The organism is Streptomyces racemochromogenes (genome assembly GCF_039535215.1).
Taxonomy (GTDB): Bacteria; Actinomycetota; Actinomycetes; order Streptomycetales; family Streptomycetaceae; genus Streptomyces; species Streptomyces racemochromogenes.
Genome location: NZ_BAAAWT010000001.1, coordinates 769,787 through 791,842 on the forward strand (window position 1 = coordinate 769,787; position 22,056 = coordinate 791,842).

16 protein-coding genes and 1 tRNA gene are annotated in these 22,056 nt (G+C 74.4%); 8 read left to right on the forward strand and 9 right to left on the reverse strand.

All coding sequences use genetic code 11. The annotated features are described in order from the left end of the window. Positions 1–3 precede the first annotated feature (3 nt). The 6 genes from ABD973_RS03590 to ABD973_RS03615 all read right to left on the reverse strand — a co-directional run bounded on the left by ABD973_RS03590 (position 4) and on the right by ABD973_RS03615 (position 8,916). Positions 4–2,028: an oxidoreductase gene (locus ABD973_RS03590; protein WP_345498389.1), complete on the reverse strand. Its 2,025-nt coding sequence runs from the start codon at positions 2,026–2,028 to the stop codon at positions 4–6. Between the two features lie 171 nt (positions 2,029–2,199). Further along, positions 2,200–2,565 (reverse strand): hypothetical protein, encoded by a 366-nt coding sequence (locus tag ABD973_RS03595; protein ID WP_125823256.1) that lies wholly within the window; start codon positions 2,563–2,565, stop codon positions 2,200–2,202. A 129-nt stretch (positions 2,566–2,694) separates the two neighbouring features. Then, entirely contained in the window at positions 2,695–5,718 is a 3,024-nt protein-coding gene (locus ABD973_RS03600) for an alpha-mannosidase (RefSeq protein WP_125823255.1), read from the reverse strand. Between the two features lie 56 nt (positions 5,719–5,774). Next, on the reverse strand, positions 5,775–6,614 hold the full coding sequence (locus tag ABD973_RS03605; protein WP_125823254.1) for a carbohydrate ABC transporter permease: 840 nt from the start codon (positions 6,612–6,614) through the stop codon (positions 5,775–5,777). Then, entirely contained in the window at positions 6,611–7,504 is an 894-nt protein-coding gene (locus ABD973_RS03610; protein WP_345504459.1) for a carbohydrate ABC transporter permease, read from the reverse strand. The genes ABD973_RS03605 and ABD973_RS03610 overlap by 4 nt, the downstream gene beginning before the upstream one ends. A gap of 77 nt (positions 7,505–7,581) precedes the next feature. Then, positions 7,582–8,916, reverse strand: a complete 1,335-nt coding sequence (locus ABD973_RS03615) for an ABC transporter substrate-binding protein (protein WP_345498394.1) — start codon at positions 8,914–8,916, stop codon at positions 7,582–7,584. A gap of 225 nt (positions 8,917–9,141) precedes the next feature. Between ABD973_RS03615 and ABD973_RS03620 the strand changes: the two genes are divergently transcribed. From ABD973_RS03620 to ABD973_RS03655, 8 genes are all read left to right on the forward strand, one after another. Further along, a tRNA-Gly gene (locus tag ABD973_RS03620) sits at positions 9,142–9,216 on the forward strand. Then, a complete protein-coding gene (locus ABD973_RS03625) occupies positions 9,216–11,570 on the forward strand; it encodes a hypothetical protein (protein ID WP_241253446.1) in 2,355 nt (784 codons plus the stop codon). The genes ABD973_RS03620 and ABD973_RS03625 overlap by 1 nt, the downstream gene beginning before the upstream one ends. Before the next feature lie 303 nt (positions 11,571–11,873). Continuing rightward, complete coding sequence (mdlC, locus tag ABD973_RS03630) at positions 11,874–13,484, forward strand: benzoylformate decarboxylase (RefSeq protein ID WP_125823253.1); 1,611 nt, start codon at positions 11,874–11,876, stop codon at positions 13,482–13,484. A 63-nt stretch (positions 13,485–13,547) separates the two neighbouring features. Beyond that, positions 13,548–14,963, forward strand: a complete 1,416-nt coding sequence (locus tag ABD973_RS03635) for an FAD-binding oxidoreductase (protein ID WP_125823252.1) — start codon at positions 13,548–13,550, stop codon at positions 14,961–14,963. Continuing rightward, positions 14,960–16,312 (forward strand): cytochrome P450, encoded by a 1,353-nt coding sequence (locus ABD973_RS03640; protein WP_125823251.1) that lies wholly within the window; start codon positions 14,960–14,962, stop codon positions 16,310–16,312. Before ABD973_RS03635 ends, ABD973_RS03640 begins: the two co-directional genes overlap by 4 nt. Positions 16,313–16,325: 13 nt before the next feature. Then, entirely contained in the window at positions 16,326–17,699 is a 1,374-nt protein-coding gene (locus ABD973_RS03645) for an alpha/beta fold hydrolase (protein ID WP_125823250.1), read from the forward strand. Between the two features lie 9 nt (positions 17,700–17,708). After that, positions 17,709–19,625: a peroxidase family protein gene (locus ABD973_RS03650; protein ID WP_345498403.1), complete on the forward strand. Its 1,917-nt coding sequence runs from the start codon at positions 17,709–17,711 to the stop codon at positions 19,623–19,625. After that, positions 19,622–19,831 (forward strand): hypothetical protein, encoded by a 210-nt coding sequence (locus ABD973_RS03655; RefSeq protein ID WP_125823248.1) that lies wholly within the window; start codon positions 19,622–19,624, stop codon positions 19,829–19,831. Before ABD973_RS03650 ends, ABD973_RS03655 begins: the two co-directional genes overlap by 4 nt. 30 nt (positions 19,832–19,861) lie before the next feature. Here the strand turns inward: ABD973_RS03655 and ABD973_RS03660 are convergent, their stop codons facing one another. The 3 genes from ABD973_RS03660 to ABD973_RS03670 all read right to left on the reverse strand — a co-directional run bounded on the left by ABD973_RS03660 (position 19,862) and on the right by ABD973_RS03670 (position 22,051). Then, positions 19,862–20,221 carry a hypothetical protein gene (locus ABD973_RS03660; protein ID WP_345498405.1) on the reverse strand — a complete coding sequence of 120 codons (360 nt, stop codon included), beginning with the start codon at positions 20,219–20,221 and terminating at the stop codon, positions 19,862–19,864. Positions 20,222–20,342: 121 nt separating this feature from the next. Then, positions 20,343–21,263 (reverse strand): serine/threonine dehydratase, encoded by a 921-nt coding sequence (locus ABD973_RS03665; protein ID WP_345498407.1) that lies wholly within the window; start codon positions 21,261–21,263, stop codon positions 20,343–20,345. 131 nt (positions 21,264–21,394) lie between these two features. Next, on the reverse strand, positions 21,395–22,051 hold the full coding sequence (locus ABD973_RS03670; protein WP_345498409.1) for a TetR/AcrR family transcriptional regulator: 657 nt from the start codon (positions 22,049–22,051) through the stop codon (positions 21,395–21,397). Between the last annotated feature and the right edge of the window lie 5 nt (positions 22,052–22,056).

The following is a 22,056-nucleotide window of genomic DNA, read 5'->3' on the forward strand; positions in this document are numbered from 1 at the left end:
TCCCTAGAGGGAGGCCGCCACTTCGGTGCCCTGGCGGATGGCGCGCTTGGCGTCGAGTTCGGCGGCGACGTCGGCGCCGCCGATCAGGTGCGCCTCGACGCCCTCGGCGCGCAGCGCCTCGTACAGGTCGCGGCGCGGTTCCTGGCCGGTGCACAGGACGACCGTGTCGGCGGGCACGAGGTGCGGTTCGCCGCCGACGGTGATGTGCAGGCCCTCGTCGTCGATCCGCTCGTACGTGGCCCCGGCGACGGAGACGACCCCGCGGTGCTTGAGTTCGGCGCGGTGGATCCAGCCGGTGGTGGTGCCGAGGCCGGCGCCGACCTTGGTGGCCTTGCGCTGGAGCAGGGTGACCTGACGGGGGGCCGCGGGCCGCTCGGGGGCGGTGAGGCCGCCCGGGCCGGCGTACGCGGTGTCGACGCCCCAGTGCCGGAAGTAGACCTCGGGGTCCTGGGAGGCGCCCTCGCCGCTGTCGGTGAGGTACTCGGCGACGTCGAAGCCGATGCCGCCGGCGCCGACGACGGCCACGCGCCGCCCGACGGGGGCGCCGTCGCGCAGTACGTCGAGGTAGCCGACGACGTTCTCCCGGTCCACGCCCTCGATGGCGGGGGTGCGGGGGGTGACGCCGGTGGCGACGACGACCTCGTCGTAGCCGCGCAGGGTGTCCACGTCGGCGCGGGTGTCCAGGCGGACGTCGATGTCGTGTGCGGCGAGCTGGGTGCCGAAGTAGCGGATGGTCTCCTCGAACTCCTCCTTGCCCGGGATGCGGCGGGCCACGTCGAGCTGGCCGCCGATGTGCCCGGAGGCCTCGAAGAGGGTGACGGCGTGGCCGCGTTCGGCGGCGGTGACCGCGCAGGCGAGGCCGGCCGGGCCGGCGCCGACGACGGCGACGCGCTTCTTCGTGCGGGTGGGCGAGAGCACCAGCTCGGTCTCGTGGCAGGCGCGCGGGTTGACCAGGCAGCTGGTGATCTTGCCGCTGAAGGTGTGGTCGAGGCAGGCCTGGTTGCAGCCGATGCAGGTGTTGATGGTCTCGGAGCGCCCGGCGGCGGCCTTGGCCACGAAGTCGGCGTCGGCGAGGAAGGGGCGGGCGAGCGACACCAGGTCGGCGCGGCCGTCGGCGAGGATCTCCTCGGCCTTCTCGGGGGTGTTGATGCGGTTGCTGGTGACCAGCGGCACGCTCACCGCGCCCATCAGCCGCTTGGTGACCCAGGTGTAGGCGCCGCGCGGGACGGAGGTGGCGATGGTGGGGATGCGGGCCTCGTGCCAGCCGATGCCGGTGTTGATGATGGTGGCGCCGGCCGCCTCGATCTCCTTGGCGAGGTGGACGACCTCGTCGAGGGTGGAGCCGCCGGGGACCAGGTCCAGCATGGAGAGCCGGTAGATCAGGATGAAGTCGTCGCCCACGGCGGCGCGGGTGCGCCGGACGATCTCCAGCGGGAAGCGCACGCGGTTCTCGTACGCGCCGCCCCAGTCGTCGGTGCGCCGGTTGGTGGCGGCGGCGATGAACTCGTTGACCAGGTAGCCCTCGGAGCCCATGATCTCGACGCCGTCGTAGCCGGCGAGCCGGGCGAGGCGGGCGGCGCGGACGAAGTCCTCGATGGTGGCCTCGACCTCGTCGCCGGTGAGCTCGTTGGGGACGAAGGGGCTGATGGGGGCCTGGATCGCACTGGGGGCGACGAGGTCCTTGTGGTACGCGTAGCGGCCGAAGTGGAGGATCTGCATGGCGATCTTCCCGCCTTCGGCGTGCACCGCCTCGGTGATCACCCGGTGCTCGGCGGCCTCCTCCTCGGTGGTGAGGCGGGAGCCGCCCTCGAAGGGGCGTCCGGCGTCGTTGGGCGATATGCCGCCGGTGACGATGAGGCCGGCGCCGCCGCGGGCGCGCTCGGCGTAGAAGGCGGCCAGGCGCTCGAAGCCGTGCGCGTGCTCTTCGAGGCCGGTGTGCATCGAGCCCATGATCACGCGGTTCGGCAACGTGGTGAAGCCGAGGTCCAGGGGGCTCAGCAGGTGCGGGTACCGGCTCTGGGAACTCATGAGGGGGCGCCTCCTCGCGCGGGGGTGATGCACCTGTTCTAGCGAGGAGGGCCAGGTTTTGCAACTAAGTGCATAACCGGCTGCGCGCCCCCGGGGCCGGGAATCCCCGGCCCGGGGGCGCGCGGCGCCGGGGGTGTGGCGGAGTTCACGCCGCACCCCGGGCGGGAGCCGTCAGTGGATGACCCGGAAGCTGCGCCAGGGCAGGCTGTGCGGGGCGGTCACGTTCGAGAGCGTCGTGGCCACGTAGATGCCCTCGGCACCCTCGGGCCCTTCGGCCTCGGCCTTGGCGCAGTTCTCCGTCCGGTACAGGACGATGTCCACGAGGGTGTTGTTCTCGACGTGGGTGGCCCCCTTCGGAATCAGGATCTTGTGGCAGCCCTCGACCGGGGTGTTGGAGTAGCTCACCTCGACCGGTGAGTCGTGGCCCCGGAACGTGAGCATGCCCACCGTGCTCCGGCCCAGGTCGGAGCAGGCGGAGGCCGTCAGCAGCAGTGCCGCGACCCCCACGATGGTGCTGATCCGTCGGCTGTGGGACATGGCACGGTCCTCGTCTGTGCGGTGGTGGTCCTCCCCACAGCCTTGCCCGGCGGAGCCCCGGCGGCCTGCGCTGCTCGGCCGACCGGATGAACGCGGCGCGGCCGGCCCTCGTCCGGGCCGGCTCCGGGGTCAGCCGCGCCGCAGGCGGACCGTGAGGATCTGGAACGGGCGCAGGGTGAGGGGGACCCCGCCGTCCGGGGCCGGGGCCCCGACCGCCGAGCCCGGCAGGGGCCGCTCCAGCAGGTCGCTCCCGACCGCCTCCGCGACCGCGAACCCGGGCCTGAGGACGGCCTTCGCGCGGCCGCCGCGGGACTCGTACAGCCGGACGACCACGTCCCCCGAGCGGTCCTCCGCGAGCTTGACCGCCTCCACCACCACCGCGTCGTGGTCGACGGCCAGCAGCGGGGCCACCGGCCCGGCGCCCCGCAGGGTCCGCTCGGGCAGGTTGAACGCGTGCCCCTCGCGCACCGCGTCGCCGATGCCGGCGCCGGGCGCGAGGGAGAAGCGCAGGGTGTGCCGCCCCTGGTCGGTCTCCGGGTCCGGGTAGCGGGGGGCCCGCAGCAGCGAGAGCCGGACGGTGGTGGTCTGGCCGCCGTCCTCCCGGATCCGGCGGGTGACGTCGTGCCCGTACGTGGAGTCGTTGAGCAGCGCCACGCCCCAGCCGGGCTCCTCCGCGTGGATCCAGCGGTGGGCGCAGATCTCGAACTTGGCCGCCTCCCACGAGGTGTTGGTGTGGGTGGCCCGGTACACGTGGCCGAACTGGGTCTCGGAGGCGGTCCGTTCGGCCTTGACGTCGAGGGGGAAGGCCGCCTTGAGGAACTTCTCCGTCTCGTGCCAGTCCACGTCGGTGGTGATGTCCACGGTCTTGGCCCCGGCCCGCAGGGTGAGCGCCTGGGTGACGGCGGAGGAGCCGAAGGAGCGGGTGACCGTGACCGTGCAGGAGTCCGGGCCCGGCCCGGTGACCTCCAGGGAGTCGACGGCGGTGAGGTCGGTGACCCTGTTGCGGTAGAAGGCGTCGACGTCCCAGGCGTCCCACATGTTCGGGAAGTCGGGGTGGATCTGGAGCAGGTTCGCGGCACCGCCGGGGGCGAGCGCCTCGCGGCCCTCCTCCAGGTCGTACGCGGAGACGATCAGGCCCCGCCCGTCGATCTCGACCAGCAGCCGCCCGTTGGCCAGGACGTGTCCGCCGCCGTGCCGCTCCTCCACCGTGACCGGCTGCTCGGCCGGTTGCGGACGGCCCGCGCCGCCGGCCGGGACGCCGCGCCGCTCGTGCGGGGCGCAGTTGAAGACCAGCTCCTCCTCGCCCGCGCCCGCGAGGGCGGTCTGCGCCGCGAGGGTGATCGCGGTCAGCTCCTCGCGCACCCGCTCGTAGGTGGCGCGGGCCTCACGGTGCACCCAGGCGATGGAGGATCCGGGCAGGATGTCGTGGAACTGGTGCAGCAGGACGGTCTTCCAGAGGCGCTCCAGGTCCTCGTACGGGTAGCCGTGGCCCGGTACGCGCACGGCGGCCGTCGCCGCCCACAGCTCGGCCTCGCGCAGCAGGGACTCGCTGCGCCGGTTGCCCTGCTTGGTCCGGGCCTGCGAGGTGTAGGTGCCGCGGTGGAGCTCCAGGTAGAGCTCGCCGGCCCAGACGGGGGCGTCCTCGTACTCGGCGCGGGCCTTCTCGAAGAAGGCGTCGGGCCGCTCGATCTCCACGCGCGGGGAGCCTTCGAGGTCGCGCCGGCGCCTGGCCCGGGCCAGCATCTCGCGGGTGGGGCCGCCCCCGCCGTCGCCCCAGCCGAAGGGCACCAGGGAGCGCGAACCCCGGCCCTTCTCGCGGTAGTTGCGGGCGGCGTGGGCCAGCTGGGCGCCGCCGAGGTCGCTGTTGTAGGTGTCGACGGGCGGGAAGTGCGTGAACACGCGGGACCCGTCGATGCCCTCCCACCAGAAGGTGTGGTGCGGGAAGGTGTTCATCTGGGACCAGCAGATCTTCTGGGTCAGGAACCACTGTGCTCCCGAGAGCCCGACCAGCTGCGGCATCGCCGCGGTGTAGCCGAAGGAGTCGGGCAGCCAGACGCCCCGGGTCTCGACGCCGAACTCGTCCAGGAAGAACTTCTTGCCGTAGAGGAACTGGCGGGCCATGGCCTCGCCGCCGACCATGTTGGTGTCGGACTCCACCCACATGCCGCCGACGGGCACGAACTGCCCGTCGGCGATCTTCTTCTTGACCCGTTCGAAGAGTGCGGGCCGGTGGGTCTTGAGCCAGTCGAACTGCTGGGCCTGCGACATGGCGAAGACGAACTCGGGGTGCTCGTCCATCAGGGCGACCATGTTGGAGGTGGTGCGCGACACCTTGCGCACGGTCTCGCGCAGCGGCCAGAGCCAGGCCGAGTCGATGTGGGAGTGCCCGACCGCGCTGATCCGGTGCGCGGAGGCGTTCGCCGGGGCGGCCAGCACCCCGGCGAGGCGTGCGCGGGCGGCGGCGGCCGTGCCGGCGACGTCGTCGAGGTCGATCTCGTCGAGGGCGCAGTCGACGGCGCGCAGGATCGCGTAGCGCCGTGCGTCGTCCTCGCCGAGCTGGGGCATCAGTTCGGCGAGGACGTCGAGGTCCTGTACGAGTTCCCAGACCTCGGGCTCGAAGACGGTGAGGTCCATCCGGGCCAGCCGGTAGAGCGGCCGGTCCCCGCTGGTCAGCCGGTCGCCCTCGAAGGTGGGGGCGTGCTCGACCAGGACGGGGTTGGAGGCGGCCTCCACGTACCACTCGACCCGCTCGCCGCCCGTCGCGGCGTCGGCGACCCGCACCCAGTCGTTGTACGGGTTGAGGGCCTTGACCTCGCTGCCGTCGGCCCGGTGGACCAGTCCCTCGCACTGGAAGCCGGGCATCATCCGGTCGAAGCCCAGGTCGAGGACGGCCTCGACGGTACGGCCCGCCCAGTCGGCGGGGACTTCGCCGGTGACCTTGAACCAGGTGGTGCCCCAGGCAGGCCCCCAGGCGTCGCCGGCCGCGCAGGGCCCGTACGGGGCGGCCAGCGCCTCGGCGACCGGGACCGGCTCGCCGGGGGCCTCCCAGCGCTCGACGGTGAGGGGGACCGGGCGGGAGTGGACGGCGGGACGGACGCGCTCGGCCAGGACCCGGCGGAGGCGGTGTTCGGTGATGGCGCGGTCGTCGTGCACGAGGCGGCTCCAGGAGGTCGTTCGCGGACGTGGCGTGGCGGGGAACGGGCGTGCGGTCAGGTCTTGACGGCCCCCTCGCCCACGCCTTTGAAGAAGAAACGCTGGAGGAGGAGGAACAGCAGCACCATCGGGACGAGCGCGGTCATCGCGCCCGCCGCGACGATCCGCTGGTCGCTGGTCGTGGTGGCCCCGGCCAAGGTCTTCAGGCCGAGCTGGAGGGTGTAGTGGTCGCTGTCGGTGAGGACCAGCAGGGGCCACAGGAAGTCGTCCCAGGCGCCCATGAAGCTGGTGACGCAGACGACGGCCAGGGCGCCCCGGGCACCGGGGAGGAAGACCCGGGTGAACCGGGTCCACTCCCCCGCGCCGTCCAGGACCGCGGCCTCCTCGATCTCCCGGGGGACGGCGAGGAACGCCGCCCGCATGATCATGACGTTGAGGACGGACACGGCACCGGGCAGCCACACCCCGACGAGGGTGTCGACCAGGCCCATCCCCCGGACCGTGAGGAACATCGAGATCATCACGGATTCGAAGGGGAACATCAGGGTCGCCACGAGGACGGTGAAGACGGCCCGCCGGCCCTTCCAGCCGGCCCGGGACAGGGCGTAGCCTCCCATCGCCGCGAACAGCGCGTTGGAGGCGACCGCGAGGACCGCCACCACCAGGGTGTTGCCCACGTACTGGAGGAGCGGGAAGGACTCGGCGACGCGCAGGTAGTTGTCGAAGGTGGGGTGTGAGGGCAGCAGCCCGTCGTACACGTTCTCGGTGCGGCCGCGGACCGAGGTCAGGAACTGCCAGACGATCGGCCCGAGCATCAGTACGAGCACGAGCGCGAGCACGGCGTAGCGGGCGGCCCGGCCGGCACGGCGGCGCCGGCGGCGGGTGCTGGCGCTCACTCCTCGTCCCCCCTCGACAGGCGGTGGCCCAGCAGGCTGAAGGCCAGGGTCAGCAGGAACAGCAGCAGGGAGATGGCGCAGGCGTAGCCGGTCTCCCCGGCGAAGCCGAGGCCGGCCTGCCGGATGAGGAACGGCAGGGTGCGGGCGCCGCCGCCGGGGCCGCCGCTCTCGCCGCCGAGGATGTAGATCTCGGTGAAGACGCGCAGCGCGGAGACCGCGGAGAGGGTGCCGACGAGCAGCATCATCGGCTTCACCTGGGGGATGGTGATGCTGAAGAAGCGGCGCAGGGGGCCGGCGCCGTCGAGGGCGGCCGCCTCGTGGAGGGAGGCGGGGACGTTCCCGAGGGCGGCCAGGTAGAAGACCATGTAGTAGCCGAGGCCCTTCCACACGGTCACGAGCATGGCGGAGAACAGCAGCAGGGTGCTGTCGGTGAGGAAGGGGACCGGCTCGGAGACCACGCCGAGCGCCTGGAAGACGGTGTTGACCAGTCCGTCGCTGCGCAGCACCCACTGCCAGATCAGGCCGACGACGACGGCCGAGGCGATCACCGGAGTGTAGAAGGCGGAGCGGAAGAGGCCGATGCCGGGGACCTTCGCCTGGACGAGGACCGCGAGTGCCAGCGGCAGCAGGACCAGGCAGGGGACGACGACCAGCAGGTACAGCACGCTGTTGCGGGCGGCGGTCCAGAAGTCGGGATCGGCCAGGGCCCGGCCGTAGTTGTCGAGGCCGACGAAGTGGCCGCCGCTCAGGACGCGGGCGTCGGTGAAGGACAGCACGACGGTGTTGAGGAACGGCCAGAGGCTGAACAGGGCCACCATCAGCAGGCCCGGGGCGAGGAACAGGTACGGGGTCCACCACCTGCGGTGGACCAGTCCCGGGTCGGTCCCCATGGCGCGTTCCGCCCGGCGCCGGGGCCGCCCGGCGCGGTGGTCCCGCAGCGGTGCGGGGGCCGCCGGGGCGGGAGCGGTCACCTGCGCGTCCCGGCGGCGAGCAGCCGGTTGGCCTCTTCCTGGGCCCTGCGCACGGCCGTCCGGGCGTCCTGCTCGCCCTGGATGGCCCGCTGCACCTCCCGCACCACCGCGTCGCCGACCTGGTTGGTCCACTGGACGGGGGTGTTGGCGTCGAGGTCCGCCGTCTTCAGCTGCTCCGCGCCGATGGCCCGGGCCAGGGTCTCGGCGTCCTGGCCGTCGCCCCGGTCGGCGAAGCGGGGGTCGGCCAGGCCCTTGGCGTTGGAGGGGTAGATGGTGGCGTTCCTGGAGAACTCCACCTGGTTGGGGCCGTTGGTGACCCATTTGGCGAACTCGGCCGCGGCGTCCGGATGCCTGGTGTCCTTGCGGATGCCGAGGGACTGGGCGTAGATCCCGATGTGGCCGAGCGTGCCGGTGACGGCGCCCGCGACGCCGGTGCGTGCGTAGACCTGCGGGGCGTTCTGCCTGATGTCGCGGACGAAGCCCGGGGAGCCGGGGCCGAAGACGAGTTTGCCGGCGCCGTAGAGCTGGTTGATGTCGTCGGCCTTCAGGAGGGACTCCCTGGGCATGGCGCCCTTGGCGTAGAGGTCCTTCATCCGTTCGACCCAGGCGACGGCCCGGTCCGTGTCGAAGGCGAAGCGGTCCCGCCCGGCGTTCAGCAGGGGGACGCCCATCTTCTGCCAGTCGCCCGGCAGCCGGCCCTTGGGGTCGGCCATGAACGCGGCGTACTGTCCGCCGGAGCGGGCGGCGATCCGCTCCGCGTAGTCGAAGAACTGCTCGACGGTGGTGGGCGGCCGGTCCGGGTCCAGGCCGGCCTTGGCGAGGAGGTCCTTGTTGTAGGTGAGGATCTCGGGGGTGACGTACCAGGGGTAGGCGTACACGCCGTCGCCCTTCCCCGGCAGCTTGAACTGCTCCCAGGCTCCCGGGACGTACTCCGCGGCGACCGCGCCGTCGAGCCGCGCCACGTCGGCGAGCATGCCGCGGTCCCCGAGGAGCTGGAAGGAGTCGGTGGAGAGGTTGACCACGTCCGGCAGGGCCCCGGCCTGGGCGTCGGCGACGAGCTTCTCGTTGTAGCCGTCGCCGGGCACGTCCTCCCACTTCACCTTCACCGCGGGGTGCTCGGCCTCGAAGGCGTCGATGACGCCCTGGACGTAGGCGGTGAACTTCGGTTTGAGCTGGAGGGTGCGGAAGGTGATGGCGCCGGACACCTCGCCGGTTCTGCGGGCCTCCTCGGCACCGGCGCCGCCTCCGCTCAGGCCGCATCCGGACGCGGCCAGGAGGCCCGCGGCCACCAGCGTGGCGAGGGCCGTGCGGGTCAGGGGGGAACGAGTCATCGTCGCCGCCTTCGGGGGAGTTTCCGGCTTCACTGCCGGAGGGCGGTGCCCACGCTGACCCCGGGGCGGAGGGCCGTCAACGAGGCCCCCGCCCCGGTGGCCTGAAGCGGTGCGTCCCCCGCGGCGTACGGGCGGGCGCCCGGCCCGGCTCCCGGCCGGCGTGCCCGCCCGCCGCAAAAACCTTTGCGCGGCGGGCGGGCGGGCGCCTAGGTTGACGGCCTACCACGACGTGTAGCTCAGCAGCAGAGCGCCGGGCTTCCTACCCGGAGGGCGCAGGGGCGGAACCTGCCACGTCGGCCATGGACGCACACGCTGACAAGCAGCCTCCCATCCCGTCCCGGACCGGCCCCGCGCCCGTCCCCGGACCCACCGCGACGACCACCGCCGGCCCCGCGCCGGTGGCCGTATCCGTGTCCCCGTCGTACGCGGCGGAGCGGCTGGCCCGCGCCCTGCGGACCTCGCGGACCCACGGCGACACCGCCACCCGCGAACGCGCCGAGTCCCGCGCCCGCAAGTGGCAGAGCGTCCTGGCGGGCATCGCGGACGGCTCCCTGGCCATCGGCTCCCGCACCCCCGTCGCCGCGCTCCCCGCCTGGGCCACCCCCGAGGTGGTCACCGGCGGCTTCGCCACCGGCGCCGCCTCGGCCGGCGGGCCGCTGCTGCCGTACGAGGAGGAGGCCGCCCGGCTGGCCGGCGTACCGGCGGACCGTGCGGAGCTGTTCGCGCACTTCCTCACCGAGGACGGGCTGGCGTACCTGTGGTCGCTGCTCGACAGCGGCCGCTACGAGGTGCGCGTGCCCGAGGAGGCGGCGCTCGCGACCGTGGCGTGGCTGGTGCGCGCCGGGGACTTCGACGCCGCCGCCGAACTCGTCACGGTGCTGCGGCCCTTCGCCGGCCGGCTGCGCTTCTCCCCGCGCCCCGCCGACCGCCCCGCCCCCGGCGTGGACTGCGTGCACCGCCGCACCGTCGGCGAGGCCTCGGCGGCGCTGGCCCGGCGCGGACCCAACACGGCCGTGGAGACCCAGCGGGAGGCGCTGGCCGTGTGGCGCCCCTTCGAGGACGAGCTGCTCGCGCACCGGCTCCTGGCCCACGGCCGCGCGCCCGGCCCGGACTGGCACGCCCGGGGCGCCGCACTGCTGGCGCGCTACCGCACGCTGGCCGCCGCGCACACCCTGTGCACCAAGCACCTGGACCCGAAGTCGAACGCCGCGATCCTGCGCCGGGCCCTGGAGGAGGAGGTCGCCGGCCGCGCGCCCGCGCCCCGGCTCGCCGGGCTGCTGCGGGTCGCCGTCGAGTCGATGCTGGCCAAGCGCGGCGCGCCCGGCTCCCCCGGGCACGCCCGGCTCCGGGCCGTCCAGGCCCGCCAGGCGGCGCTGCCCTCGCACCACGCGCTGGCCAACCTGGTGCTGCGCCGGATCGCCGGGCTCGACCAGCGCGCCGGGACCCCGGACACGGACACCCCGGTGGCTCCGGTGAGCGCCGAGGAGGCCCGCGAGAGCGGCCTGCCCGCCGGTGCGCGGGTGCCGGCGGCCGTGGCGGGCACCGTCCGGGCGGCGCTGAGCGCCCCGCTGGAGGTGCTGGTGGAGCGCGGGGTGGTGCCGTCGGCGGAGGTGCTGGCCGAGCTGGTGCCGCAGCTCGTCGCGGCCGTCACCGCCGAGCGGTACGCGGACGGGCCGCTGCGGAACCTGATGGCGGCGACGTACCGCGCCTTCCGGGGCCGCCGCTCGCTGCTCCTGCTGAACCTGGAGTCCCAGGTGCGGATCGAGGAACTCCCCTGGCTGCGGGCGGTCTCCGGCCACCTGCGCGCCGACGGGGCCGACACCGGGCCGGCCGCGGAGGCGCTGCGCCGGCTCGGCGGGCTGGCGGTGCACGCCTTCCCCGGCACGGTGCTGCCCAACCCGCTGGTGCGCGAGCTGGGCCAGCTGGCCCGGCAGGCGGAACTGGGCGCGCCGTTCACGGAGGAGCTGGCCGCCGACATCTTCATGGGCACCTTCGGTCCGAAGTTCCTCGTCGCGGCCCGCGTCGCCGGAGAGCTGCTGGAGGAGAGCCTGTACGCGCGCTACTACGGCATCGACTACGCGGCGGTGCGCCGGATGGCGGTGTCCCAGGCCGCCGAGTCGGCGCGCAGCGGCCGTCCGGCGCGCACCGCACCGGAGTTCGCGGCGCTGTGCGCGGAGCGGGCGGGCGGGGGCCGGGCCTGGTCGGTCGCGGCGAACGGCAAGGTGATCGAGCAGGCCCAGGTCCTGACCACGCACAACCTCGCCACCCTGGTCGGGCGGGCCGGGGTCACCGTGCCGGGCGGCTGGGGCCGGCCCGCCCGGGAGTGCTTCGAGACCGTGTGCCGGCTGGTGGCCCGGGTGGAGGGGAACCCGCGGCCGCTGCCCGCGATCAAGGACGCGGCGTACGCGTGGCGGCAGATGCTGTTCCACCTGTCGCTGTGCGGTCCGCGCGAGCGGGCTTCGGTACTGGCCTGGATCGAGGCGGAGTCGGCGCTGCGCCCGGCGCACGTGCGGGCCCGGCTGGCCCCCGCGCTGGCGGGGCTGCGCCTGGTGGCCCGGGGCGGCTCCTTCGGCGCGGACGGCACGGGCGAGGGCGGCCGGGCGCGCCGACTGCTGGGCTGGAGCACGGACGGCCACTGGATGCGGATGCCCTAGCCGGGCGGAAACGGGCGGTCCCGGCCGGGGTGCAGGGCCCGGCGGGAGCGGGCCCGGCCGGGCGGCCCCGGCCCCGGCCGACGCGGCGCTCCGTAGGGGGGCGCCCCCTCTGGCGATGGCCCCCCGCCCGTACGGGCAGGGGGCGTTCGGCGTGCTCACGCGCGGGGTCGATAACACGCGGGACGGGCGGACACCAGGGGTTCTTCGGCGTCCGACCCGAACGGATCATGGATTTTGCCTTGATCAACGCAATGTGATGCATTGATCACCCACCGCATTCATCCGCTCCGTGAAGGAACCTCCATGCGCACGGTCCGCGAGTCGGCCCTCGACGTCCTGCGAGCCCGCGGGATGACCACGGTCTTCGGCAATCCCGGCTCCACCGAACTGCCCATGCTCAAGCAGTTCCCCGACGACTTCCGCTACGTACTGGGGCTCCAGGAGGCCGTGGTCGTCGGGATGGCCGACGGCTTCGCCCTCGCCTCCGGCACCACCGGCCTGGTCAACCTGCACACCGGCCCGGGCACGGGCAACGCGATGGGCGCCATCCTCAACGCGCGCGCCAACCGCACCCCCATGGTGGTCACCGCCGGCCAGCAGGTCCGCGCCATGCTCACCATGGAGGCCCTGCTCACCAACCCGCAGTCCACCCTGCTGCCGCAGCCCGCCGTCAAGTGGGCCTACGAGCCCCCGCGCGCGGCGGACGTCGCCCCCGCCCTGGCCCGGGCCGTGCAGATCGCCGAAACCCCGCCGCAGGGGCCGGTGTTCGTCTCCCTGCCGATGGACGACTTCGACGTCGTCCTCGGCGAGGACGAGGACCGGGCCGCCCTGCGGACCGCGTCCCGCACCGTGACGCACGCCGCCGCGCCGGACCCCGCGGTGGTCCGGCGGCTCGCCGCCCGCCTGGCCGGCGCCCGCAGCGCCGTCCTCGTCGCCGGCAACGACGTGGACGCCTCGGGGGCCTGGGACGCCGTCGTGGAACTGGCCGAACGCACCGGCCTGCCCGTCTGGTCGGCGCCCACCGAGGGCCGGGTCTCCTTCCCCAAGTCCCACCCCCAGTACCGGGGCACGCTGCCCCCGGCCATCGCGCCGCTCTCCCGCTGCCTGGAGGGGCACGACCTGGTCCTGGTGATCGGCGCCCCCGTGTTCTGCTACTACCCCTACGTCCCCGGCGCCCATCTGCCCGAGGGCACCGAGCTGGTGCACCTGACCCGGGACGCGGAGGAAGCGGCCCGCGCGCCCGTCGGGGACGCGGTCGTCGCCGACCTCGCCCTGACGGTGCGGGCCCTGCTGGCGGAGCTGCCCGCGCGGGAGGCCGCCGCCCCGGCCGCGCGGATCGCGCGGGCCGAGTCCGCCGCCGAGGTGGACGGGGTGCTCACCCCGCTCGCCGCGATGACGGCCATCGCCCAGGGGGCCCCGGCGAACACCCTCTGGGTCAACGAGTCCCCGTCCAACCTGGGGCAGTTCCACGACGCCACCCGGATCGACACCCCCGGCTCGTTCCTCTTCACGGCGGGCGGCGGGCTCGGCTTCGGCCTGGCCGCGGCCGTGGGCGCCCAGCTCGGCGCACCCGGCCGGCCCGTGGTCTGCGTCATCGGCGACGGCTCCACCCACTACGCCGTGCAGGCGCTGTGGACCGCGGCCGCGTACAAGGTCCCGGTCACCTTCGTCGTCCTGAGCAACCAGCGCTACGCGATCCTCCAGTGGTTCGCCGAGGTGGAACGCGCCCAGGGCGCCCCCGGCCTCGACATCCCAGGCCTGGACATCGCGGCCGTCGCCACCGGCTACGGGGTCCGCGCCCACCGCGCGACCGGCTTCGGCGAACTGACCAAGCTCGTCCGGGAGTCGGCCCTCCAGCAGGACGGCCCGGTGCTGATCGACGTACCGGTCACCACCGAACTGCCCACCCTGTAGGCCCCAGCCCCACCGCCGTCGCTCCACTCCCGTCGCCCCACCGCACCGCCCCGGAAGGCCGGCATGCCCCTCACCAGCGACACCACCTCCCTGCTCCTCGAACGGCTCCGCTCCGCGCTCCCCGCGCAGGCCCTGCTCACCGACCCGGCGCAACGCGCCGCCCACGCCCGGGACTCCGCCCCCTTCTCCGAGTGCGGCACCCCGGCCGTGGTCGCCGTCCCCCGCACGGCCGAGCAGGTCGAGCACGTCATGCGCACCGCGTACGCACTGGACGTCCCCGTCGTCCCGCAGGGCGCCCGCACCGGCCTGGCCGGCGCCGCCAACGCCGTCGACGGCTGCGTGGTGCTGTCCACCGCCGGGATGGACCGGATCCTGTCCGTCGACCCCGCCAACCGGCTGGTGCGCTGCGAGCCCGGGGTCACCACCCGGCGCCTCGCGGAAGCGGTGGCCGAGCACGGGCTGACGTACCCGCCGGACCCGGCCTCCTGGGACCGCTGCACCATCGGCGGGAACATCGCCACCGGCGCGGGCGGCATCTGCTGCGTGAAGTACGGGGTGACCGCCGACTACGTCCTCGGACTGGACCTCGTCCTGCCGGACGGGCGGCGGATGCGCACCGGCCGGGACACCGCCAAGGGCGTCGCCGGGTACGACCTGACGCGCCTGATCGTCGGCTCCGAGGGGACCCTGGCGGTGGTGGTCGGCGCCACCCTCGCGCTGCGGCCCGCCCGGCCGCCGGCGCTGTCGCTGCTGGCCCAGTTCCCGACCCTGACCGCCGCCGGGGACGCCGTCGCCGCCATCACCGCGGCCGGGCACACCCCGTCCGCGCTCGAACTCCTCGACCGGGCCACGACGCGGGCCGTCGTGGACCTCGGCACCCACCCGCTGCTGCGCCCCGGCAGCGCCGCCACCCTGATCGTCGAGAGCGACGGCGCCGACCCCTCCTCGGAGCTGTCCGCGATGGAGATCCTCTGCAAGGAGGCCGGCGCCGAGCACATCGCCACGTCCGCCACCGCGGAGGAGGCGTACGAGATCATCGAGGCGCGTCGGCTGGTCAGCCCCGCCCTCGCCGCGTACATGGCCTCCCGGGGCGGGCGGCTCACCGCGTTCATCGAGGACGTCGCCGTGCCGAGGAGCGCGCTGCCCGTGCTGGTCGGGCGGATCGAGGAGATCGCCGGGCGGTACGGCCTGCGGGTCTTCACCCTCGGCCACGCCGGCGACGGCAACCTGCACCCCACGGTCGTCTTCGACGAGTCCGACCCGGACGAGGTCCGCCGCGCCCGCGAGGCGTACGACGCCATCATGGCGGCCGGCCTCGAACTGGGCGGCACCACCACCGGGGAGCACGGCATCGGCACCCTGAAGCGGGAGTGGCTGGAGCGCGAGCTGGGACCGGTCTCGCTGGAGCTCCAGCGCGGCCTCAAGCGGCTCTTCGACCCCAAGAACCTCCTCAACCCCGGCAAGGTGGTCGCGGCATGACCCAGTCCACCGAGGCCCCGGACACCACCCGGGGCGGCGCGTCCGGGCTGCCGCCCGTCCGGGCCGGCCTGGCGGAGACCGTCCGCTTCGTCGCCACGCACACCCTGCCCGTCTTCGTACGCGGCGTCGCCAACCCGCGCTTCCCGGTCATGGCGCTGTACTCCCGCGTCAACCAGCCCGCCTGGTCCAACGCCACGCTGCGCGCGATGCGGGCCCGGCACCGGGGCGCGCCGGTGATGGTGCGCGCGCTCTCCGGAGAGATGCTCGTCCTGTTCGACCAGGGCGACGTCCGGCGGTTCTTCGAGGAGCCGGTGTCGGTCCTCGCGATGGACGCCGACGACAAGTACGCCAGCCTGTCCGTCTTCGAACCGACGGGGGTGATCTGCTCGCACGGCCCGGTCCGCGAGGACCGGCGCCGGGTCAACGACCACGCCCTCGCCGCCGACCGGCCGGTGCACCCCTCCTGTACGGAGTTCGGGGCCGTGGTCGAGGAGGAGTGCCGGCGGCTCACCTCCCGCTCCGTCGTCGACTTCCCGCTGCTGTGGAAGACGCTGACCCGCATCTCCCGGCGGGTGGTCCTCGGCGACCAGGCCTCCGACGACCAGGAGCTGTCCGACTGGCTCGCCACCCTGCGCGGCCAGGCCAACTGGATGGGCCGCAGCAAGCCGGAGGCCGCGAAGGCCCTCTACTCCAGGATCGAGGCCCGCATCGCCCGGTACGCGGCCGACGCGCCCGCCCACACCCTGGCCGCCCGCGCCCTGGCCGAGCCCTGCCCGGAGGGCACCGACCCGCTCGGCCAGACCCACCACTGGCTGCTCGGCATCGACCTCGCCGCGCCCGTCGTCGCCCGCACCCTGCTGCTGCTCGCCCACCACCCGGCCGAACAGGACGCCGCCCACGCCGAGGCGGCCGGCCGCGTCCCCGGGCTGCCGAGGCTGCGGGCCTGCCTGGAGGAGTCGGTGCGGCTGTACCCGATCGTGCCCGACCTCGTACGGGTCACCCGCCGCGAGACCGAGTGGGGCGGGGTGCGCTACCCGGCCGGCACCAACGTGCTGGTGCCGATGGGCTTCCACCAGCGCGACCCCGAGCGGGTCGACGGCGGGAACCTGTTCGCGCCGGGCCGCTGGCTGGCCCCGGACGCGCACCGGGACACCCGGGTGGCCCCGTTCAGCCACGGCGGCGCCCGCTGCCCGGGCGAGTACGTCGCCCTGCTGCTGACCTCCCTGGTCTGCGCCGAGGTGCTGCGCGGCCACCGCCTCACCGGGGCCCGTCCGGTGCTCGACCCGGGGCGCCCGCTGCCGGGGATCCTCGACACGGCCGGCATCCGGCTGCGCCTCGGCCGGGTGTAGGAGGGAGGCCGCCATGACCGAAGCCAACGGTGCCCGGGCGTCCGTGACCCAGCCCGACATCGCCTCCCTGCACCACGTCTGCCGCGAGCTGGCCGAAGCGGCCGACGCGGTCCGCGACGCCGCCCGGTACGCCTCCCGCGTCGCCCTCGGCGCCCGGCTGCCGCTGGCGGCGGCCGGGCGGCGCCGGGCCCGCGCCGCGCAGCGCGCGCTGCTGCGGACCCTGATGGACCCGAAGGGCCTGGGCTGGGCCCCGCAGGGCAGTTCCCCGCTCGCCGGGGCGCTCTGGCTGGCCGGGGTGCTGACCAGCCGGGAGAGCCTCGCGGTCAGCCTCGCCGTCACCGGCCTCAAGGCCAGGATCCGGGCGGCGGCCGTCCGCCACCCGGAGCTGCTCGACAACCCGACCACCTCGCGGGTGCTGCGCGCCATCGACGAGGACCGCCAGACCGAGGCGGTACGGCTGTTCCGGGGCCTGCTGACGGAGAAGGGCGCCGAGTACGCCCTCGCCCTGCTGGCGCCGTCCTTCACGGACATCATGGCCTGGAACGCGCTGACCGACGAGAACCCCTTCAACGACACCGCCGGCTGGCAGATCGCCACCGGCCGGCCGTTGACCTCCGAGTACCTCGCCGGCATCGGCAACTCGGTGTGGGCGCTCCTCAACCGGGGCCCCGGCCGGGCGGAGCCGCACACGCCCTCGGCCGCACTGCTGGGCAGCATCGACGACTCCGGAACGATCGTCGGCTACGTCCGCAACATCGACCGGATCGGCACGCGCGGGCTGCTGCTCGTCCAGCAGGTCGCCGGGCCGGACGGGGAACACCGTTACGTCGTCCAACTGGCCGGGATGGGGCCGTGCTTCAACCAGGAGAGTCCGCAGGACCTGCTGGGCAGCCTCAACGCGGTGGGCGCCATCGACACCACCTACACCCGTGCGGTGGTCCGGGCCCTGCGCCGGCTCGTGCCCTCCGGTGCGCAGGTGGCGCTGGTCGGGCACAGCCAGGGCGGGATCACCGCGATGAACCTGGCGGCGAGCCGGGACTTCAACGCGCTGTACACCGTGACGCACGTGGTCGCGATCGGTTCGCCCATCGACCACAAGCGGGCCGCCGATCCGCGCACCCGGGTGGTCTCCCTCGTCAACGAGCACGACATCGTACCGAGCCTGGAGGGCCGCTCGACGGTCTCGCCCATCGAACTCCCCAAGGAGTTCACGGAGTTCACCTGGACCGACGACACTCAGGCCTTCCCGCTGTGCCACGCCGCGGAGCGGTACGCGCACAACCTGGAGCACGACGTCCCGCACGCGCGCACGCACGTCGACTCCGAACTCGCCGCCTTCCGCGGCCGGGTCACCGGCACGCACCTCTTCACCCTCCACGACCGCTGAGGACCCCGCATGACCGACACCGACGCGCACACTCCCCCGACGGACGCGGCGCCGGCCGCGCCGGAGCTGCCGGCCCAGGCCTCCCACCGGCACCAGCCGCCGCCCGCGCCGCAGCGGCCGTACGGCCCGCCCGGACTGCTGGAGCGGCTGGAGTCGGCGGCCTTCGCCCGCGTCAACCGGACCCGCGAGTGGTACGAACTGCCCGCCCCGCTCGGCCTGCTGAACCTGGCCGTGATCCGGGAGGACCTGCGCCGCCACAACCTGCACGACACCTTCGGCGCGGGCGGCGAACGCGACCGGCGGCCCACCGGGCACCTCGCGCCGTACCGCTCGTACGACGGCTCCGGCTACGACCCGTACGACGAGGACATGGGCCGGGTGGGCACCCGTCTGGACCGCAACACCCCGCTGCACATGGCGTATCCGGACGAGGACGAGGCGCTGATGACGCCCAGTCCCCGCGAGGTGAGCCGGCAGCTGCTGGCCCGGCGCGGCTTCGTCCCCGCGCCCTCCCTGAACCTGCTGGCCGCCGCCTGGATCCAGTTCCAGAACCACGGCTGGGCCAACCACGGGGACAACGAGGAGGCCGAGCCGTTCACCGTCCCGCTCGCCGCCGACGACGACTGGGCCGAGCAGGGCGGCGGCTGCCCGATGCGGGTGAACCGCACCCGCCCCGACCCGGTCGCGCACACCACCCCGGACGTCCCGCCGACGTACGAGAACACCGTCAGCCACTGGTGGGACGGCTCGCAGATCTACGGGTCGGACGAGGCCCGCTGCCGCTCGCTGCGGACCGGGGAGCACGGCCGGCTGATCGTCGACGGCGGACGGCTGCCCGCCGATCCGCGGCCCGGAATGGACTGCCTGGACGCCACGGGCATGAACAGCGACTACTGGACCGGCCTGTCGCTGCTGCACACCCTCTTCGCCAAGGAGCACAACTCCGTCTGCGACCTGATCCGTTCGCACCACCCCACCTGGGACGACGAGCGGATCTTCCAGACGGCGCGGCTGGTGAACACCGCGCTCATGGCGAAGATCCACACGGTGGAGTGGACCCCGGGCATCCTCAACCACCCCGTGGTGCACCGGGCGATGCGCGCCAACTGGGACGGGCTGCTGCCGCGCTGGGTCACCAGGACCTTCGGGCGGATCGGCGGCGAGGTCCTCAGCGGCTCCCGGGGTTCGGGCACCGACCACCACGCCGCGCCGTTCTCCATGACGGAGGAGTTCGTCTCGGCGTACCGGCTGCACCCGCTGATCCCCGACGAGATCACCGTCCGGGACCACCGGCGCGGTACGCCGCGCGAGACCGTCGGCTTCGACGACATGCAGGGGGCGACCACGCGCACCGCGGTCGACGCGTACGGGATGAGCGACCTGTTCTACACCTTCGGCGTCTCGAACCCGGGGGCGCTGGTCCTGCACAACCACCCGGACGCGCTGCGCAACCTGAAGCGGCTGTCCGGCGAGCACATCGACCTCGGCACGGTCGACGTCCTGCGCGACCGGGAGCGGGGCATCCCCCGCTACAACGCCCAGCGGCGGATGCTGCGCAAGCGGCCCGTCACCTCCTTCGAGGAGCTCACCGGCGGGCACCCGGGGGACACCCCGCTGCTGCGGGAGCTGTACGACGGCCGGCTCGACCGGGTCGACACCCTGGTCGGGAACCTGGCCGAGCCCCGGCCGGCCGGCTTCGGGTTCAGCGACACCCTGTTCCGGGTGTTCGCCCTGATGGCCACCCGCCGCATCAAGAGCGACCGGTTCTTCACCACGGACTACCGGCCGGAGGTGTACACCCCCGAGGGGCTGCGCTGGATCGACCGGAACTCGATGGTCACGGTCCTCCTGCGGCACCACCCCGAGCTGGCCCCGGCGCTGGCCGGAGTGACCAACGCCTTCGCCCCCTGGAAGGAGCGGTCGTGAGCGGACACCCCGCCGACGGACTGCGCAGCCACGCCGCGGCCCTGCGCGAGCGGGCGGACCGGCTGCGCGGCGCCTGTGCCGGCCTGGACTGGCGGGGCCCGCAGGCCGACGCCTTCCGGGCGCGGGTCGAGGAGCTGGCCCAGCGGTGCGCCACGGCCGCGGACGGGCTGTCGCGCTCGGCGGCCCGGCTGGACGGCCGGGGGTAGCCCGGGGCGGGGTGGGGCCCGGTCCCGGTGCTACTTCATGCGGTACTGGGCCTTCTCCGCGAGCTTGCCGTCCTTGAAGCAGAGGCGGAGCACGTCCTCGGTCTGACCGTCGGCGGCGGAGAGGTACCAGGCGCAGACGCTGCCGGCGGGCTCGGCGGGGCCGCCTTCCTTGAGGGCGTCCTTGACGAAGGTGTCGCCCGAGGGGAGCTTCGCGCGGACCTCGCTCTCGGCGTCGCCGACCTTGACCGCCTCGTAGACCTTCGGGTCGAGCAGGGTCTTGTCGGCTATGTCCAGGACCTTGGCCGCCCCGAAGAACAGCGCCACGAGGAGCCCTACCCCCAGCACCAGCGCGATACCGCACCCGATGAGACAACCCTTGCGCTGAGCCATGGCCCCGTTCCTCCGTGCCCTCGACGTCGCGGTGCGGTCCGCACCTTGCAGCCGGAGCCTCGCAGGGGCGCGGGGGCCGGTGCCGTACTCGAAAGTCTCGGGCCGGGGCGACGATCGTCGTTCAGAGGTCGCGGGGGTCGGTGTTGGCCCCGCACAGGACGACCGCGACCCGCTCGCCCAGCGACTCCGGGGCGGTGCGCAGGGCCGCCAGGGCGGTGGCGGCGCCGGCCTCGACGACGATCCGGTGCTCGTCCCAGAGCGCCCTGCGGGCGGCCGTGATCGCCCCGTCGGGGACGAGCACCGACACGGCGTTCGCGTGCCGGGCGGCGGCCAGGGCGTCCGCCGAGACGCGGGAGGCGCCGAGGGAGTCGGCGGCTACGGAGGCCACCGGGACGTCGACGGGCTCGCCCGCCTCCAGGGCGGCGTTCAGGGCCCGGCAGTGCTCGGGCTCGGCGGCGACCACGCGGACGCCGTGCTCGCGGGCGGCGGTGGCGACGCCGGCGAACAGCCCGCCGCCGCCGACCGCGACGACGACGGTGTCCAGGCCGGGCAGGGCGGCCCGCACCTCGTCGAGCAGGGTCCCGGCGCCGGCCGCGACGAGCGGGTGGTCGTAGGCGTGGCTGCTCAGGGCGCCGCTGGCGACGGCGAACTCCCGGCAGGCGGCGAGGGCTTGGGCATACCGGTCGCCGACGAGCCGTACGTCGGCCCCGTAGCCGCGCAGCCGGTCGACCTTGACGCGCGGGGCGTTGGCGGGGAGGAACACGGTGGCGGGGATGCCGTGGGCGCGGGCCGCCCAGGCGCAGGCCAGGCCGGCGTTGCCGCCGGAGGCGATGGTGACGCCGGCGGCCGGGAGGCGGCCCGCCTCGCGGTGCGCGGCGAGGAAGTTGTGCGCGCCGCGCGCCTTGAAGGAGCCGGTGTGCTGGAGGTACTCCAGGGCGTACCAGACGCCCTCGGAGGCGGGCACGACCGCGGCGGGGCGGACCGCGCCCGCGGTACGGGCGGCGGCGGCGCGGACGGCGGCGTAGTCGAGCTGCTGTTCCATGGTGGGTCTGCCTTTCGCGGGGTCAGGACACGTGCGGGGTCAGGACACGTGCCGTCAGGACACGTGCCGTCAGGACACGTGCCGTCAGGACACGTGCCGTCAGGACACGTGCCGTCAGGACACGTGCGGGGTCAGGACGCGGCCCGCGGGCCCGTGGGCCGGGCCGCCTCGATGAGCTGGCGCAGGGCGCCGTGGTAGACCTCGTGGTCGGTCAGCGGGGGCAGTACCTCGGCCAGCGCGCCGGTGAGGACCGGGAACCCGTCCGGGTCGAGCGCGGCGATGGCGGCCCGGGAGGCGGCGGTGGCCCCGGCCGGGTCGCGGTGGTCGACGAAGGCGGCGCTGCCCAGGGTGAGCAGGTACATCCGCCGGTAGGCGGTCATGGCCTCGGCCGGGGTCATCCCAGCGGCGACGCCGTCGGCGAGCGCGGGCTCGACGAGGCGGGCCAGCAGCTGTCGGCCGAGCCAGGGGCGCCCGCCACGCAGGACGAGCAGTCCGGGGTGGGCGGTGAGCAGCCGGTAGAGGGCGCCGAAGCGCATCTCGCAGGCTTCGGCCCAGCCGGTGCCGGCGGGGACTTCGGGGAGCTGTCCGGCGAGATGGTCGGTGCACAGGTCCAGCAGGCCGGCGAGGTCGGTGCAGCGGCGCTGGACGGTGGCGTGGGAGACGCCGAGCCGTTCGGCCAGGGCCCGGAAACTGAGCGCCCCGGGCCCTTCCTCGTCGAGGATGCGCAGGGCGGTGAGGGCGATGGCCGGCGGGGTCGCGCGGTCCAGGGCGGGTGATCTCCTCGGCATGAGAT